The 15,746-nt window shown below is 70.6% G+C and carries 12 protein-coding genes; 1 reads left to right on the top strand and 11 read right to left on the bottom strand.

The features are described from left to right. The first annotated feature begins 5 nt into the window (after window positions 1-5). Window positions 6-647 carry a TetR/AcrR family transcriptional regulator gene (locus tag FBY23_RS16940; protein ID WP_141799216.1) on the top strand — a complete coding sequence of 214 codons (642 nt, stop codon included), beginning with the start codon at window positions 6-8 and terminating at the stop codon, window positions 645-647. Here FBY23_RS16940 and FBY23_RS16945 read toward each other — a convergent pair. The 11 genes from FBY23_RS16945 to FBY23_RS16995 form a co-directional block, all read right to left on the bottom strand. Beyond that, window positions 644-1,633 carry an electron transfer flavoprotein subunit alpha/FixB family protein gene (locus FBY23_RS16945; protein WP_141799217.1) on the bottom strand — a complete coding sequence of 330 codons (990 nt, stop codon included), beginning with the start codon at window positions 1,631-1,633 and terminating at the stop codon, window positions 644-646. The genes FBY23_RS16940 and FBY23_RS16945 overlap by 4 nt on opposite strands. After that, window positions 1,630-2,406, bottom strand: a complete 777-nt coding sequence (locus FBY23_RS16950) for an electron transfer flavoprotein subunit beta/FixA family protein (protein ID WP_141799218.1) — start codon at window positions 2,404-2,406, stop codon at window positions 1,630-1,632. The genes FBY23_RS16945 and FBY23_RS16950 overlap by 4 nt, the downstream gene beginning before the upstream one ends. Further along, entirely contained in the window at window positions 2,403-4,937 is a 2,535-nt protein-coding gene (locus tag FBY23_RS16955; RefSeq protein WP_141799219.1) for an FAD-dependent oxidoreductase, read from the bottom strand. Before FBY23_RS16955 ends, FBY23_RS16950 begins: the two co-directional genes overlap by 4 nt. A gap of 137 nt (window positions 4,938-5,074) precedes the next feature. Next, window positions 5,075-6,061 carry an ABC transporter substrate-binding protein gene (locus tag FBY23_RS16960; protein ID WP_260806060.1) on the bottom strand — a complete coding sequence of 329 codons (987 nt, stop codon included), beginning with the start codon at window positions 6,059-6,061 and terminating at the stop codon, window positions 5,075-5,077. Between the two features lie 45 nt (window positions 6,062-6,106). Next, window positions 6,107-8,116: a proline/glycine betaine ABC transporter permease gene (locus FBY23_RS16965; protein ID WP_260806061.1), complete on the bottom strand. Its 2,010-nt coding sequence runs from the start codon at window positions 8,114-8,116 to the stop codon at window positions 6,107-6,109. Next, window positions 8,113-9,186 carry a glycine betaine/L-proline ABC transporter ATP-binding protein gene (locus FBY23_RS16970; RefSeq protein WP_141799220.1) on the bottom strand — a complete coding sequence of 358 codons (1,074 nt, stop codon included), beginning with the start codon at window positions 9,184-9,186 and terminating at the stop codon, window positions 8,113-8,115. The genes FBY23_RS16965 and FBY23_RS16970 overlap by 4 nt, the downstream gene beginning before the upstream one ends. Next, window positions 9,183-10,907, bottom strand: coding sequence for a choline dehydrogenase (gene betA, locus FBY23_RS16975; RefSeq protein WP_141799221.1), 1,725 nt, complete (start codon window positions 10,905-10,907; stop codon window positions 9,183-9,185). Before betA ends, FBY23_RS16970 begins: the two co-directional genes overlap by 4 nt. A 16-nt stretch (window positions 10,908-10,923) precedes the next feature. Continuing rightward, window positions 10,924-12,393 carry an aldehyde dehydrogenase family protein gene (locus FBY23_RS16980; RefSeq protein WP_141799222.1) on the bottom strand — a complete coding sequence of 490 codons (1,470 nt, stop codon included), beginning with the start codon at window positions 12,391-12,393 and terminating at the stop codon, window positions 10,924-10,926. Between the two features lie 129 nt (window positions 12,394-12,522). Further along, window positions 12,523-13,293, bottom strand: a complete 771-nt coding sequence (locus tag FBY23_RS16985; protein WP_141799223.1) for an IclR family transcriptional regulator — start codon at window positions 13,291-13,293, stop codon at window positions 12,523-12,525. Window positions 13,294-13,318: 25 nt separating this feature from the next. Continuing rightward, window positions 13,319-14,218: a formyltetrahydrofolate deformylase gene (purU, locus tag FBY23_RS16990; protein ID WP_260806062.1), complete on the bottom strand. Its 900-nt coding sequence runs from the start codon at window positions 14,216-14,218 to the stop codon at window positions 13,319-13,321. 4 nt (window positions 14,219-14,222) lie between these two features. Continuing rightward, window positions 14,223-15,701: a trimethylamine methyltransferase family protein gene (locus tag FBY23_RS16995; RefSeq protein ID WP_160158273.1), complete on the bottom strand. Its 1,479-nt coding sequence runs from the start codon at window positions 15,699-15,701 to the stop codon at window positions 14,223-14,225. Between the last annotated feature and the right edge of the window lie 45 nt (window positions 15,702-15,746).

Below are 15,746 nucleotides of genomic sequence, written 5' to 3' on the forward strand. Positions count from 1 at the left end.
TCGCCATGGCACGACGCAAGGACCAGGCCGCGCGCCGCGAGCACCTCATCTCGGCGACCCTGACCGTGATCGCCCGCCACGGCCTCAGCGGCGTGACGATGAAGAACATCGCCGAGGAGGCCGGCATCTCGCCGCGCCTGGTCGCGTACTACTACCCCGAGCTCGACGGGCTCGTCGAGGCTGCCCACCAGGCCGCGACCGACCGCTACTACTGGTCGCGGCAGCAGGTGGTGGCGGGCGAGCTGTCGCCGGTCGAGAAGCTGGCCCGGCTCATGTACTCAGGGCTTCCCCGCGGCGAGGACCTGCTGCTCAGCCAGGTGCTCGACGAGATCTCGGTCAGCGCCAGCCGCAGCCCGATGCACGCCACACTGATGACGCTCCTGTTCGACCGCGAGGTGTCTCTCTACACAGCGGTGCTCGAGGTCGGACGGGCCACGGGCGTGTTCACGCTGGCCGACGACGCCGACGCGATCGCCCGCAACTTCGTGGCCCTCGAGGACGCCTTCGGCCTGCACCTGCTGGCCCACAACTCGTCGCTGACCCTCGAGCGGGCCGAGCAGCAGCTGGCGAGCTATGCGCTGGCTGCCACCGGAGTGCGGGTCACTCCGGCCCGTCCTGACCTGCCGGCCACCGCAAAGAAAATCTAGGCAGGCCGGCGCCGACGGATCTCCTCGTTGATCGCCGGAACCACTTCGTGCAGGTCGCCGATGACGGCGTAGTGGGCCTTGGCGACCATCGGCGCGTCCGGGTCGGTGTTGATGGCCAGGATCGTCTTCGCGCTCGCGCAGCCCGCCCAGTGCTGGATCGCGCCCGAGATGCCGCAGGCGACGTACAGGTCCGGCGAGATGCGGCTCCCGGTCTGGCCGACCTGCTCGTGGTGGGGCCGCCAGCCGAGGCTGGTGACCACGCGCGAGACGCCCAGGGCGCCGTCGAGGAGGTCGACCAGCTCGAGCAGGTCGCCGAAGCCGTCGGCGCTGCCCGCTCCGCGACCGGCACCGACGACCACCCGGGCCGACTTCAGGCCGCCGGAGAGGTCCTCCTGTGCGGGCTCGGCGGACACCACGCGTGCCACCAGGTCGGCGGCGGCGACCTCAGGGGCGGTCGTGACGACGCGTCCCTCCCCCGGCGTCGCGGCGGTCGTCGCCTCCACGGCGTGCCCGGCGACGGTGAAGATCGCCGGCCGCTCGCCCAGGACCATGTCCTCGAGCGCGGCGCCGCCGACCACCTGCCGGGTCACCGTGAACGGCGCCAGGCCGTCGAAGGCCACCACGTTGGCGGCCATCGCCACGTCGAGGCGGGCGGCCAGGTGGGCCAGCACCTCCATGCCGCGCGGTGTGCCGGCGGCGGTCACGACCACGGACCCGACACTCGCGCGGACCGACTGCACCGCACTCGCCCAGGCGGCTCCGCCGTAGGCGCCGAACGCGTCGCCCGTGGCGTGGTGCACGTCGCGCACGCCGTACGACGCCAGCTGGGCGGCGAGGTCCGCCACCGGGCACGGCAGGGCACCGACGACGACCGCGTCGATCGGTACGCCGCCCCCCGCCGCGGACAGGTCGCGAGCGAAGGTCAGCGTCTCGCGGGACACCTCGACGGCACCCGTGGCGTCGGTCTCGACCAGCACGAGGATCATCGCGCCACCACGCCCAGCTGCTCGAACAGGTCGACCACCGCCGCGGCCGCGTCGGCGCCCTTGCCCAGCACCTGGACCTCGCTCGGCTGCGGGGGCGGCAGCCGGAGCCGGCGGCGGTTCGGGCCGGCCGGCTCGGTGCTGGGCGTGCGCTGCTCGATCTCGACCTTCTTGGCCTTCATCCGCCCCGGAACGGTGGGATAGCGCGGCTCCACGCCGCCCTCGAGCACGGTGACCACCGCGGGCAGCGGCACGCGGTAGGTCTCCCTGCCCTCGGGGCCCTTGACCCCGGCCACGACGTGGCCGTCCTCGACGGCGATCGTGGCCGCCCCGTTGACCACCGGACGCCCGAGCTCGTGGGCGAGCCGGATCCCGACCTGGAAGTCGCCGGTGTCGGCCGCGTCGTTGCCGAGCAGCACCAGGTCGTGCGGCCGCCCGGAGCCCTCGTGGTCACGGATCACCGCAGCGATCTCGCGGGCCACGTCGGCCGGGCCGAAGGCGCCGGGATCGGCCCCGATGTGGGTCGCCGCGGTACACCCGACCGCGAGCGCGGAGCGCAGCTGGTCGACCGCCTCGGGCTCGCCCAGGGTGAGCACGGACGCGCTGCCACCGGCAGCGGTGGCGGTCTGCACCGCCAGCTCGATGGCGCACTCCTCGTGGTTGCTCAGCGTGAACCCGGCGTACCGCCCGTCGACCGACTGCCCGTCCTCGGTCAGCACCACCTCGCCGGTGGAGTCCACGACCCGCTTGACGCAGACCAGGACGTCGAGGCTCATCGGATGCGCTCGTTCTGCGGGTCGAGGAGCGCGGTGGCGTCGACCGAGGCCACGGTGACCGGGTACAGCTCCTCCATGTAGGACACCGCGAGCTGGTTGCCGAGGACCGCCTGGTCCGGCGGGAGGTAGGCCAGCAGCACGTGCTTGCCGAGCGACGGCGCGGAGCCCGCGCTGGTGACGTAGGGGTGGTGACCGTGCCCGTCGGTGAGCGTGCCGCCGTCGCGGGTCAGGATCGGCTCGCCGCCGAGCATGTAGCGCTTCACGCCCGAGGCCGAGGTGTGGTCGTCGACGGTCATCGTGCACAGAACCGCCGCCGGGCCCGTGGTCGACAGAGCCTCACGCTGCGCGAGATAGGCCTCCTTGCCGACGAAGTCGGCGGCCTTCACCTTCGGCCGCTGCATCCCGGCCTCGACGATGCTCCGCTCCGAGTCGAGCTCGTAGCCGTAGGCGCGGTAGCCCTTCTCGATGCGGCCGGTCGTGCCGTAGACGCCGATCCCGACGGGTACGGCGCCGTGCGGCTGCCCCGCCTCGAGCAACGCGTCCCACAGCCGGGCCGCGTCGTCCATGGCGACGTAGAGCTCCCAGCCCAGCTCGCCGACGTACGAGATCCGCGAGGCGAGCACGGCGACACCGGCGACGGTGATCTCGCGACAGGTCAAGAACCCGAAGCCCTCGTCGGAGACGTCGTCGGAGGTCAGCGACGCGAGGATGTCGCGCGCCCTCGGCCCCCACAGCCCGATCGTGGAGACCTGGTCGGTGACGTCGACCAGGGTGGTGGCGGGATCGGTGATCTGGTCGCTGAACGTCTTGCGGTCGGCCATGCCGTGCGCACCGCCGGTCACGACCCGGAAGTGGTCCTCGCCCAACCGCATCACGGTGAGGTCGGAGAGGAAGCCGCCGTTGGCGTTGAGGACGGGCGTGTAGATCACCTTGCCCACGGCGACGTCGCACTGGGCGACACAGGTGCGCTGCACGGTGTCGAGCGCACCGGGCCCGGTGATGTCGAAGACCGCGAACGCGGACAGGTCCACCACACCGGCAGCCTCGCGCATGCGCAGGTGCTCGGCATTGATGATCGGGCTCCACCAGCGCGCGTCCCACTCGTGCTCGCGCGGCATCACCGCGTCGCCGTACACCTCCAGGAGCGGGGCATTCGACTCGTACCAGTGCGGGCGCTCCCAGCCGGCGGTCTCGAAGAAGAAGGCGCCGAGCTTCACCTGGGCGTCGTGCATCGGAGCGAGCCGCTGCTCGCGGTCCGACTCGTACTGCTCGGCCGGGTGCACGATGCCGTAGGTCTTGATGAACGACTCGGTCGTGCGCAGCCGGGTGTGCTCGCGGCGCATCTGGTGGGCGTGGAAGCGGGCGATGTCGCTGTGGTGGACGTCGATCTCGGACCAGCCCCGGGTCATCCACTCGGCGACCGCACGTCCGACCCCGGGGCCCTCCTTGATCCAGACCGCGGCAGCGGTCCACAGGCCCTTGACCTGGCTCTCCCCCAGGATCGGCGCACCGTCGCAGGTCAGCGACAGCAGGCCGTTGATCGCGTAGCGCATCTCGGCACCCTCGGCGCCGAGCAGCTCGGGCATCAGCTCGTAGGCCTGCTCGAGCTGCGGGTCGAAGTCCTCGGAGGTGAAGGGCAGCTCGGTCGGCGACAGCTTGGCCTGCTCGATCGAGGGGATGTCCTCGGGCTCGTGCAGGATCGCGCGGTGGGCGTACGAGCCGACCTCCATGTCGGCGCCGTGCTGGCGCTCGTAGCAGAAGGTGTCCATGTCGCGGATGATCGGGAAGGAGATCTCCCCCTCGCGCTCGGCCAGCTGCGGGCAGGGGCCGACGCTGATCATCTGGTGCACGGCCGGGGTGAGCGGGATGCTGATGCCGGCCATGTCGCCCAGCTTGGGGCTCCACACGCCGGCGGCGATGACCACGTGGGTGGTCTCGATGTCGCCGCCGTCGGTGCGCACCCGGGTGATCCGGCGGTGACCGTCGGGGCCCTCCTCGGTGTCCATGCCGATGACCTCGACGGTGGGCACGACGGTCAGCTCACCGGTCGCGAGGGCGGCCTCGCGCATGATGGTGCCGGCGCGCAGCGAGTCGACCACGCCGACGCTCGGCGTCCAGAAGGCGCCGATGAACTGGTCGGTCTCGATGAAGGGCACCTTCTCCTTCACGAACGCAGGGCTCACCAGCTCCGCCTCGATCCCCCAGGCCTTCGCGCTCGACATGCGCCTTCGCAGCTCCTCCATCCGCTCTTCGGTGCGGGCGATCTCGAAGCCGCCGGACTGCGTGAAGACGCCCATCTCCTGGTACTGCCGCACCGAGTCGAGGGTCAGGTCGGTGATCTCGCGGGAGTGGTCGACGGGGAAGATGAAGTTCGACGCGTGCCCGGTGGAGCCGCCCGGGTTGGGCAGCGCCCCCTTGTCGATCTGCACGATGTCGCGCCAACCCAGGCGCGCGAGGTGGTGCACCAGGCTGTTGCCGACGATGCCCGCGCCGATCACGACGACGCCGGCCGAGGTGGGAACGGTGGCCATGGGGACTCCTAGGAGAGTAAGCCGAGTGTTGCGTATTGTGCAACGCAATGCGCTATGCGAGACAGATCTAGAATCACCCGCGCCCGGCCGGGTGTCAATGCCCAGCCGGGCGCAGGTGTTGCTCGACGTCTAGCGGGTCACTGGAGCCAGGCGTCGACCTTGTCCTGGTTGTCCGCGATCCACTTGTCCGCGGCCTCCTCGGGCTTCATGTCGTCCTCGGCGATGTACTTGGCGACCTGGTTCTGGTCGTCGTTGGTCCACGTGAAGTTGGTGACCAGCCCGACGCCCGGGCCGCCCTCCTTCTGCCAGGAGGTGGAGACGATCTTCTTCAGCTCGGTCTCCGGGTAGTCGCAGGCGACCTTGGCCGGGTCGGCCTGGCAGCCGTCCTCGTACGGCGGCAGCGTCACCTTCTCGAGCGGGACGTCGGCGAAGAGCCACTGGGGCTCGTAGAAGTAGCCGATCAGGAACTCCTTGTTCTTCTCGGCCTGCTGGAAGGCGGTGATGCTGGCCGCCTCGCTGCCGGAGAAGACCACCTTGAAGTCCAGGTTGAGGTTGCTGATGATCGCCTCGTCGAACTGGACGTAGGACGGGTCGGCCCCCAGGAACTGGCCCTTTCCTCCCGACTCGGAGGTGGCGAACTGCTTGGCGTACTTGTTGAGGTTCTTCCAGTCCAGGATGTCGGGGTGCTCCTTGGCGAGCCACGGCGGGACGTACCAGCCGATGATGCCGACGTTGCCGTTCGGGCCGAGGTCCATGGCACTGCCGTCGCCCTGTTCGGCGAAGAACTTCTTCTCCAGGTCGGGGTGGCCCCAGTCCTCGATCACGACGTCGACGTCGCCGGTGCCGAAGCCCTGCCAGGACACGTCCTCCTTGAGCTCCTTGTAGTTGACCTTGCAGCCGAGCTGCTGGCTCGCCACCCGGCCCACCACGTAGCTGCTGGCCTCGTCGCCGACCCACGGGTTGACCGCGATGTTGAGATCGCCGCAGTCGCCGGCACTGCCGGCCTTGGACTCGTTGGCCTTGGTCTGCTCGTCGATCGTGCCGCCGCCGCAGGCGGCGAGCAGCATCGCCACGGACGCCGCAACCGAGGTGAGGCCGGTCGCCCTCCAACTGATGTGTCGCACTCTTTCTCCTTGGTTGTCGTGTCGGTCGTGTTGCAGGCTGTGGCGCTACCGGACGGCCGGGGCGCCGGAGCGGTGCGCGGCCGACCGGGCGATCCGGTCGACCATGATCCCGAGCAGGACGATGCTGATGCCGGCTGCCGCTCCCTTGCCCCACTCCTCCGACCTCGCGAACCCGAGCACGACGTCGTACCCCAGCGCGCCGGCGCCGACCAGGCCGCCGATGACGGCCATGGCCAGCACGTAGAGCAGGCCCTGGTTGGCGGCGAGCACCAGCGACGGGCGCGCCATCGGGAGCTGGACCTTGACGATCTCCTGCCAGCGGGTCGAGCCGGTGGACCGGCCCGCCTCGATCGTCGACGGCGACACCGCGCGCACCCCGTCGGCGACGAGCTTGATCGCGACCGGCGCCGCATAGACGACGCCCGCGACGATGGCGGTGAACCGGGTCGAGCCGAACAGGGCCAGCACCGGGATCAGGTAGACGAACGGCGGGATGGTCTGGCCGGCGTCGAGGGTCGGGCGGAGCACCAGGTCGACGGCCCGGCTGCGCGCCATCGCGACGCCGAGGACCACGGCCAGCAGCATCACCAGGACGGTGCCGACCAGGGTCATGTTGAGGGTCACCATCGCGTCGTGCCAGAGGCCGAAGTAGAGCAGGCCGCCGATGCAGACCACGGTCGGCACGAGGGCCCGGACGCCGCCGACGACCACGGCGAGCGCCAGGAGCGCGCCCGCCGCCAGCCACCACGGCGACTCGGCGAGCAGCGACTGGAGCGGGTCGAGGAGCGCGGCGCTCACCAGGTCCTTGAAGCCCTGCGTGAAGCCCCGGAAGGTGTCGGTGAACCAGGTGAAGAAGCTGTCGACGCCGTCGGCGACCTTCGGCGTCCACCCCGGGTCCTCGAACTGGGCCGCCCACGGGTAGGTGCGCGAGAGGTAGAGCGCGACCACCACCGGAACCGCCGCCCCGGCCAGGAGCAGCCGGCGCCGCCGCAGGTCCACTCCGCCGCGGGCCGCGGTCTCGGAGTACTCGCTGGCCGCGGTCGTCGAGCGGTCGAGCATCACCGCCATGACCACGATCAGGGCGCCGGGGACGAAGGCGCCGCCGACGTCGTTCTTGACCAGTGCGTCCAGCACCGGGCGGCCCAGACCCGGGCCGTCGACGTACGACGCGATGGTGGCCATCGACAGTGCGGCCATGATCGTCTGGTTGAGGCCCACGACGATGGTCTTGCGGGCCATCGGCAGCTGCACCTTGGTCAGCCGCTGCCACCAGGTCTGGCCGGCGGAGTCGGTCGCCTCGATCGTCGTCGTCGACACGTTGCGGATGCCGTGGCCGGCGATCCGGATGATCGGCGGCAGCGCGTACACCAGGGTGCACACGACCGCACCCGCGGCGCCGATGCCGAAGAAGAGCACGATCGGCAGCAGGTAGACGAAGGTCGGCATCGTCTGGAAGACGTCCAGCACCGTGTTGGTCACCGCGTTGACGGCGCGGTTGCCCGTGCCGACCAGGACCGCGAGCGGCATTCCGATCAGTACCGAGACCCCGACCGCGACGAAGGTGACGATCAGCAGGTCGACGGCGTCGGACCAGTAGCCGAACGCGCCGAAGGAGACGAACGAGAGCGCCACCAGTACGGCGATCCGCCAGCCCGCGATCGCGAGGCCCACCCAGGCCGCGACCGCCGTGACCCCCAGCCAGCCGACCTGCGGCACCGGGCGCGGGAAGTCCGGGATGGACAGCATCCGCTGGAACCAGTCGACCACCGAGGTGAACCAGGCGCCGAGGTCGTAGGTGAGCTGGATGACCGGGTTGTCGTCGCGACCGGCGAGGACGTCGTCGCGGAAGCCGCCGAGCGAGGTCTGCACGTCGGTGTGCTCGCGGCCGGCCAGGGCGAGGGTGTGAGTGCCCTTGGTCAGCGCCCACACCAGCACCCAGAGCACCACGACGCCGAGCGCCCAGGCCCACCGTGGGATGCCGTCGAACGCGCGGCGAGCGCCGCGCGGGCCGGGTGTCGGCGGCGCGGAGGCGGGCGGGGTCAGGGTGGCGGTCACGACTCGGCCTGTTCCTCCGCGACCACGACCCGCAGGATCGCGTCGTCGTCCACGATCCCGATCACGCGGTCACCGTCGACCACGCGGACCGGGTGCTCGGAGGCCAGCGCTGCCTTGGCGGCCTGCCGCACGATGGTGTCGCAGGACATCACCGGTCCGTCCATCGAGTCCTCGGGCCGCGGCTCGCGCATCACCCACTTCAGGGTGAGCACGTGGGAGCGGGGCACCTCGGAGACGAAGTCGCGCACGTAGTCGTCGACCGGCGCGCCCACGACCTCGTCGGGTGCGCCGACCTGCACGATCTCGCCGTCGCGCATGATCAGGATCCGGTCGCCGAGCTTGAGCGCCTCCTGCAGGTCGTGGGTGATGAAGACCATCGTCTTGCGCAGGTCGCGGTGGAGACGGATCACCTCGTTCTGCATGTCGCGGCGGATCAGCGGGTCGAGCGCCGAGAACGGCTCGTCGAACAGCAGGATGCTCGGGTCGCCCGCGAGCGCGCGGGCCAGGCCGACGCGCTGCTGCATGCCGCCGGAGAGCTGGTCGGGATAGGAGTGCGAGAACCCGTCGAGCCCGACGAGCGAGACGACCTCCTCGGCCTTGGCCCGGCGCTCCTTCTTCTTCATGCCGCGGATCTCGAGCCCGTAGGCGATGTTGTCGATGACCTGGCGGTGCGGCAGCAGCCCGAAGTGCTGGAAGACCATCGAGACCCGGTTGCGGCGCAGGTCGCGCAGCTGGGCGTCGGAGGCGGTCGTGACGTCGATCCCGTCGATCACCACCGAGCCCGCGGTCGGCTCGATCAACCGGGTCAGGCAGCGGACCAGGGTCGACTTCCCCGATCCCGAGAGCCCCATCACGACGAAGACCTCGCCGGGCGCCACCTCGAACGACACGTCCTTCACGCCGGCGACGCAGCCCGTCTTGGCCTTCAGCTCGGCGCGCGAGAGCTCCGCGTCCGGCGTACCGATGATCCGGTCGGCGCGGGGGCCGAAGATCTTCCACAGGTTGCGCACCGCCAGCGCGCTCTCGGCGGACGTCACCGGTACGACGTCCTTCTCGGTCGCCACGCTCATCTGTGCTCCTCACGGTTGCGGCTGTCGCCGGGTGGATGGAGAGGCATGTCGTCGCGGTAGCGGTAGTACGGCACGTCGAGGGCCGGCAGCGGCGTGTTGCCCGCGATCAGGTCGGCGGCCTTCTCGGCGACCATCATCACCGGCGCGTAGATGTTGCCGTTGGTGACGTACGGGAAGACCGATGCGTCGACGACCCGCAGGCCCTCGGTGCCGTGCACCCGCATCGAGGTCGGGTCGACCACGGAGGTCTCGTCGACGCCCATCTTCGCCGTGCACGAGGGGTGCAGGGCCGTCTCGGCGTCGGCCCGGACCCAGTCCAGGATCTCGTCGTCGGTCTCCACCGACGGGCCGGGCGACAGCTCGCCGTCGTTGTACGGCGCGAAGGCCGGCTGGTTGAGGATGTCGCGGGCCACCCGCACCGCCTCCACCCACTCCTTGCGGTCGGTCGGCGTCGAGAGGTAGTTGAACTGCAGGCTCGGGTGCACCCGTGGGTCCTTGCTCCGGATCCGGACCCAGCCGCGGGTGTCGGCGTACATCGGGCCGATGTGGACCTGGTAGCCGTGCGCGCCCTTCTCGAGGTTCTCGGGTGCCGAGCCGTCGTACCGGATCGCGATGGGCAGGAAGTGGAACATCAGGTTCGGGTAGTCCACCTCTTCGTTGCTGCGGCAGAAGCCGCCGCCCTCGAAGTGGTTGGTCGCGCCGAGCCCGCTGCGGTGGAAGAGCCACTGGTAGCCGATCCGGGGGCGCTCGCGCAGTCGCAGCCCGGGCGCGATCGACACCGGCTGCTTCGAGGCGTACTGGATGTAGACCTCGAGGTGGTCCTGGAGGTTCTCCCCCACCCCGGGCAGGTGGTGCACGACGGGGATCCCGTGCCGGCGCAGCAGGCTCTCGTCGCCGACCCCCGAGAGCTGGAGCAGCTGCGGGGTGTTGATCGCGCCGCCGCACAGGATGACCTCGCCGGCGCGCACGGTGTGGGCGCGCCGGGCCTGCGAGTAGTCCACGCCCACCGCCCGCCTGCCTTCGAAGTTGACCTTGGAGACGAAGGCGTAGGTCTTGACCGTGAGGTTCGCGCGGCTCTTGACGGGATGCAGGTAGGCGCGGGCCGCCGACCAGCGGCGGCCGCGGTAGACGTTGCGGTCGAAGCGGGCGAAGCCCTCCTGGCGGTAGCCGTTGACGTCGTCGGTCAGCGGGTAGCCCGCCTGCTGCGCGGCCTCGAAGAACGCGGCGAAGAGCGGGTTGCGGGCCGGGCCCTGCTCCAGCCGGAGCGGGCCGTCGCCCCCGCGCCAGTCGTCGGCCCCCACACTGCCGTCGACGAGGTAGCGCGTCTCCATCCGCTTGAAGTAGGGCAGGCAGTGCAGGTAGTCCCAGCTCTCCATGCCCGGGTCGCGCGCCCAGCGCTCGTAGTCCATCGGGTTGCCCCGCTGGAAGATCATCCCGTTGATGCTGCTCGAACCACCGAGGACCTTGCCACGGGCGTGGAAGACCCGACGCCCGCCCATGTACGGCTCGGGGTCGGTCTCGTAGCGCCAGTCGTAGAGCCGGTTGCCGATCGGGATCGGCAGCGCGGCCGGCATGTGGATGAACGGGTCGATCCGGTAGTCGGAGCGTCCGGCCTCCAGCACCAGCACGCTGGTACCGGGGTCGGCGGAGAGCCGGTTGGCCAGGGCGCACCCAGCGGAGCCTCCGCCCACGATCACGTAGTCGTACCGCTCCGCACCCATCTCGGTCCCGTCCCGTCTATCCGGCGAACCAGCGCTGCTCGGCCGGTCGGATGTTGTGCCACACGTGCTTGGTCTCGCGGTACTCCTCGAGTCCGGCCAGCCCGAGCTCGCGCCCGGTGCCGGACTGCTTGAAGCCGCCCCACTCGGCCTGCGGGACGTACGGGTGGTAGTCGTTGATCCACACCGTGCCCATCCGCAGCCGGCCCGCGACGCGCTGGCCCTTGCCCGCGTCCTGGGTCCACACCGCGCCGGCCAGGCCGTAGATGCTGTCGTTGGCGATCCGGACGGCCTCGTCCTCGTCGGTGAACGTCTCGACCGTCAGCACCGGGCCGAAGGACTCGTCCTGGGTGACGGACATGTCGCTGCGGCAGCCGTCGAGCACGGTGGGCAGGTAGTAGTACCCATCGGCCAGCTCGGGGTCGTCGGGTCGCCGGCCACCACAGCGCAGTACCGCTCCCTCGGCGAGCCCGGCGGCGACGTACGCCTCGACCTTGTCGCGGTGGGCGGCACTGGTCAGCGGCCCGGTCTCGGCCTTGTCGTCGAAGGGGCCGCCCAGCCGGATCCGGCCGGCCCGCTCGACCAGGGCGTCGACGAAGGAGTCGTGGACGGACGCCTCGACGAGCAGCCGGGCACCGGCCGAGCACACCTGTCCGGAGTGCAGGAAGACCGCGGTGAGCGCGAAGTCGAGGGCGACCGCGAGATCGGCGTCTGCGAAGACGATGTTGGGGTTCTTGCCGCCCAGCTCGAGCGCGACCTTCTTCACGGTGCCGGCCGCGGCCGACATCAGCCGCCGGCCGGTGGCCAGACCGCCGGTGAAGGACACGAGGTCGACGCGCGGGTCCTCGGCCAGCGGGGCCCCGGCGTCGGGGCCGGCGCCGAGGACCAGGTTGCCGACGCCGGCCGGCAGTCCGGCCTCGGTGAGCAGTCGCATCAGGTGGATCGCGGTGTGCGGGGTCAGCTCGCTGGGCTTGAGCACGAAGGTGTTGCCGGCGGCGAGGCAGGGCGCGACCTTCCAGGCGACCTGCAGCAGCGGGTAGTTCCAGGGCGCGATCAGGCCGCACACGCCGACGGGCTCGTGGACGATCCGGCTGACGACGTCCGGGTTCCCGGTGTCGACGACGCGACCGGCGTCCTCGGCGGCGATCCGCCCGTAGTGGCGGAAGACGCCGACGATGTCGTCGATGTCGTACTCCGACTCGACCAGGCGCTTGCCGGTGTCGAGCGACTCCATCCGCGCCAGCTCGGCCTTGTCGCGGACGAGCAGGTCGGCGACCCGCAGCAGCAGGTCGCCCCGCTCGCGGGCCGGCGTACCGGGCCACGGACCGGCGTGGAATGCCCGGTGGGCCGCGCCGATGGCGTCGCGGGTGTCCTCGGCGCTCGCCTCGTCGACCTCGGCCACCAGGGTGCCGTCCGCGGGACAGTGGATGGCCCGGCGGCCACCGGCGGCGGGAGCGCGCCACTCCCCGTCGACGAAGAGATCCGGCACCGCGCCACCTCCTTCCAGGACAGGTGTTGCGTATGACGCACAACACTTCTCGTTGCGCAACGCTCTGAGAATGCTGCGATCCCGCGCCCGCGTCAAGGACCCCCGCGGCCCGGGCTCAGCGGCGCGGGCTCACTCGCGCCAGCTCCAGCCCAGCCGGTGGGAGATCTCCCCGGCCGCGGCCAGGCACTGCGGGATCACCGCCTCGAGCCGCTCCGAGGAGAGCCGGAACGTGGGCCCGGAGACGCTGATCGAGGCGATGACGTCACCGTGGGCGTTGCGGATCGGCGCGGCCACCGCGGTGAGCCCGACCTCGAGCTCGTCGATCGCCAAGGAGTAGCCCTGCTCGCGGATCGTCGCCAGCTCCTTGCGCAGCTGCGCCTTGTTGGTGATGGTCGCCGGTGTGAACCGGGCCAGGGAGCCGAGCGCCTCGGCCAGCTGCTCGGGCGTGAGCTCGCTGAGCAGCACCTTGCCGTTGCTCGTCGCGTGCAGCGGGATGTGCTGGCCCACCCAGTTGTGGGACTGCAGTGCGGAGGAGCCCGCGACCTGGTCGAGGTAGAGCGCCGCGTGCTCGGCGCGCACCGTCAGGTTGACCGTCTCCCCCGTGTCGGCCGCCAGCTGCCGGGTGATCGGGCGTGCCTCCTGCACCAGGTCCAGCCGGGCGGTCGTGGCACCCGCGAGCCGGAGCAGTCCCACGCCGAGCGAGTAGCGGCCCCGATCGCCCGCCTGCTCGACCAGCCGGTGCGCCTCCAACGTGGAGACCAGCCGGAAGGCCGTCGACTTGTGGACCTCGAGCTCGGCCGCGATCTCGGTGACGCCCGCCGTGCCCAACCGGGCCAGTACCTCCAGGATGGTCAGCGCCCGGTCGACGGACTGGACCGTGGCCGCCTCACTGTTGCTCATGGCGCAACGATATGCCCGATGTGCGTCAGCGGAAGACCACCGTGCGGTGCCCGTTGAGCAGGACCCGGGACTCGGCGTGCCAGCGCACGGCACGAGAGAGCACCTGCGCCTCGACGTCGCGTCCCGCGGTCACCAGCTGGTCCTGGTTGAAGCCGTGGTCGACGCGGACGACGTCCTGCTCGATGATCGGGCCCTCGTCGAGGTCGGCGGTGACGTAGTGCGCGGTCGCGCCGACCAGCTTCACCCCGCGGTCGAAGGCCTGGTGGTACGGCTTGGCGCCCTTGAAGCTCGGCAGGAACGAGTGGTGGATGTTGATGGCCCGTCCGCTGAGCTCGGCGCACATCCGGTCCGAGAGCACCTGCATGTAGCGGGCCAGCACGACCAGGTCGACGTCGTGCTCGGCGATCAGCTCCCGCAGCCGGTCCTCGGCCTGCTCCTTGGTGTCGGGGGTGACCGGGACGTGCACGAACTCCAGGCCGTGGGCCCGGGCCAGCGGCTCGGCGTCGCGGTGGTTGGACACCACCACGGGGATCTCGATCTGCAGCGACCCGGTGCTGTGGCGGAAGAGCAGGTCGTTGAGGCAGTGCAGGTGCTTGGAGACCATGATCAGGGTGCGGTACGGCGCCTTCGCGTCCCACAGCTCGAAGGTCATCGCGAACCGTTCGGCGACCTCGGCGAAGTCGGCGCGCAGCCCCTCGGCGCTCACCTCCTCCCCGTCGACGACGAAGTCGAGCCGCATGAAGAAGGTGCCCGTGATCTGGTCGCCGAACTGCTGGCTCTCGATGATGTTGCCGCCGTGGGCCACCAGGAACCCGGACACGGCGTGCACCACGCCCGGCCGGTCGGGACAGGTGAGGACCAGGACGAAGTCTCCGGACGGGGCGCTGGCCACGCCGCCCACCCGCTCGATCACCCGCTCAGTCACCCGCTCAGTCACCGAGCTCGGCCCGGCGGCGGACGACGTACTCCCGCAGCTCCTCCTCGATCGCCGCGTCCAGCGGCGGCGCCTCGTACTCCTCGAGCTTCTTGCGGTAGATCTCCTCGGCCCGGGTGTTGGCGTCCTTGCCGCCGCCCCGCATCCACCGCTCGTAGTTCTCCGAGGACGACAGCAACGGGCGGTAGAAGCAGGTGCGGAAGCGCTCCATGGTGTGCATGGCGCCGAGGAAGTGGCCGCCGTGCCCGACCTCCTCGTGGGCGCCGAACGCCATCGAGTCCTCGTCGATCTCCAACGGCGTGAACTCGGCCTGCATCATCTGCAGCAGCTCGATGTCGACGATGAACTTCTCGTAGCCGGCGACCAGGCCGCCCTCGAGCCACCCGGCGGAGTGCATCACCCAGTTCGCGCCGGCCAGGAAGGTCGGCAGCATCGTCATCAGCGCCTCGTAGCCGGCCTGCGCGTCGGCCACCTGCGAGGAGGTCAGGCCGCCACCGGTGCGGAACGGCAGCCCGAAGTGCCGGGCGATCTGGCCGGTGCACAGCAGGCCGAGGCCCGACTCCGGCGTCCCGAAGGTGGGCGAGCCGGACTGCATGTCGATGTTCGACAGGAACGATCCGAAGATGACCGGGGTACCTGGCCGGATCAGCTGGGACAGCGCGATGCCGGACAGCGCCTCGACGATCTGCTGGACCAGGGCGGCCGGGATGGTCACCGGCGACATGGCGCCCATCAGGATGAACGGAGTCAGTACGACGGGCTGCCCGGCGCCGGAGTACTCGAACTGCGCCTCGAGCATGCGGTCGTCCCAGCGCAGCGGTGAGTTGCAGTTGATCAGCGAGATGGTCGCGGGCGTCTCCTCGATCGCCTCGCGCGAGCCGAACAGGATCGAGGTCATCGCCAGGGTGTCGGCGGCGTTGACGCCCGAGACGACATTGCCCATGTAGACCTTGTCGGTCAGCGTCTGCAGCGCGAGCGTCATGTCGAGGTGCCGGCTGTCGAGCGGGGTGTCGTTGGGCTCGCAGATGACGCCGCCGGCGGAGTCGAGGACGGGGAACGACTGGGCGAGCTTCGTGAAGCTGCGGAAGTCGTCCATGGTCGCGTCACGGCGGACCTCGCCCTGGCGCACGAACGGGGGCCCGTACACCGCGCCGAAGGCCATCGAGTCGCCGCCGATGTGGATGCTGTTGGCCGGGTTGCGGGCCTGGACGTCGAACTCCGCGGGCGCCTTCGCCACCTGCGCGAGCACGAAGTCGGGGTCGAGGAAGACCGTGTTGCCCTCGACGCGCTGGCCCGCCTTGCGGAAGAGCTCGAGCGCCCGTTCGTCCATGAACTCGACGCCGATCTCGGTCATCAGCCTGCGCCAGCCCTTGTCGAGCGTGGCCATCGCATCGGCGGAGAGCACTTCGTAGCGCGGCATCCGGTTCTGGAACATCGAGCCTCCTTGGGTCCTTGACCGGGAATCCTTCGGCATCCTAGCCTCATGATATGGGATCTGAGTTCCACATCATGGAACTCT

The sequence above is a fragment of the Nocardioides sp. SLBN-35 genome (assembly GCF_006715725.1).
GTDB lineage: Bacteria > Actinomycetota > Actinomycetes > Propionibacteriales > Nocardioidaceae > Nocardioides.

Bases quoted from the DNA above. Each gene is read 5' to 3' on its own strand.
- FBY23_RS16940 (WP_141799216.1), top strand. From the start codon at position 6: ATGGCACGACGCAAGGACCAGGCCGCGCGCCGCGAGCACCTCATCTCG.
- FBY23_RS16945 (WP_141799217.1), bottom strand. From the start codon at position 1,633: ATGATCCTCGTGCTGGTCGAGACCGACGCCACGGGTGCCGTCGAGGTG.
- FBY23_RS16950 (WP_141799218.1), bottom strand. From the start codon at position 2,406: ATGAGCCTCGACGTCCTGGTCTGCGTCAAGCGGGTCGTGGACTCCACC.
- FBY23_RS16955 (WP_141799219.1), bottom strand. From the start codon at position 4,937: ATGGCCACCGTTCCCACCTCGGCCGGCGTCGTCGTGATCGGCGCGGGC.
- FBY23_RS16970 (WP_141799220.1), bottom strand. From the start codon at position 9,186: ATGAGCGTGGCGACCGAGAAGGACGTCGTACCGGTGACGTCCGCCGAG.
- betA (WP_141799221.1), bottom strand. From the start codon at position 10,907: ATGGGTGCGGAGCGGTACGACTACGTGATCGTGGGCGGAGGCTCCGCT.
- FBY23_RS16985 (WP_141799223.1), bottom strand. From the start codon at position 13,293: ATGAGCAACAGTGAGGCGGCCACGGTCCAGTCCGTCGACCGGGCGCTG.
- FBY23_RS16995 (WP_160158273.1), bottom strand. From the start codon at position 15,701: ATGCCGAAGGATTCCCGGTCAAGGACCCAAGGAGGCTCGATGTTCCAG.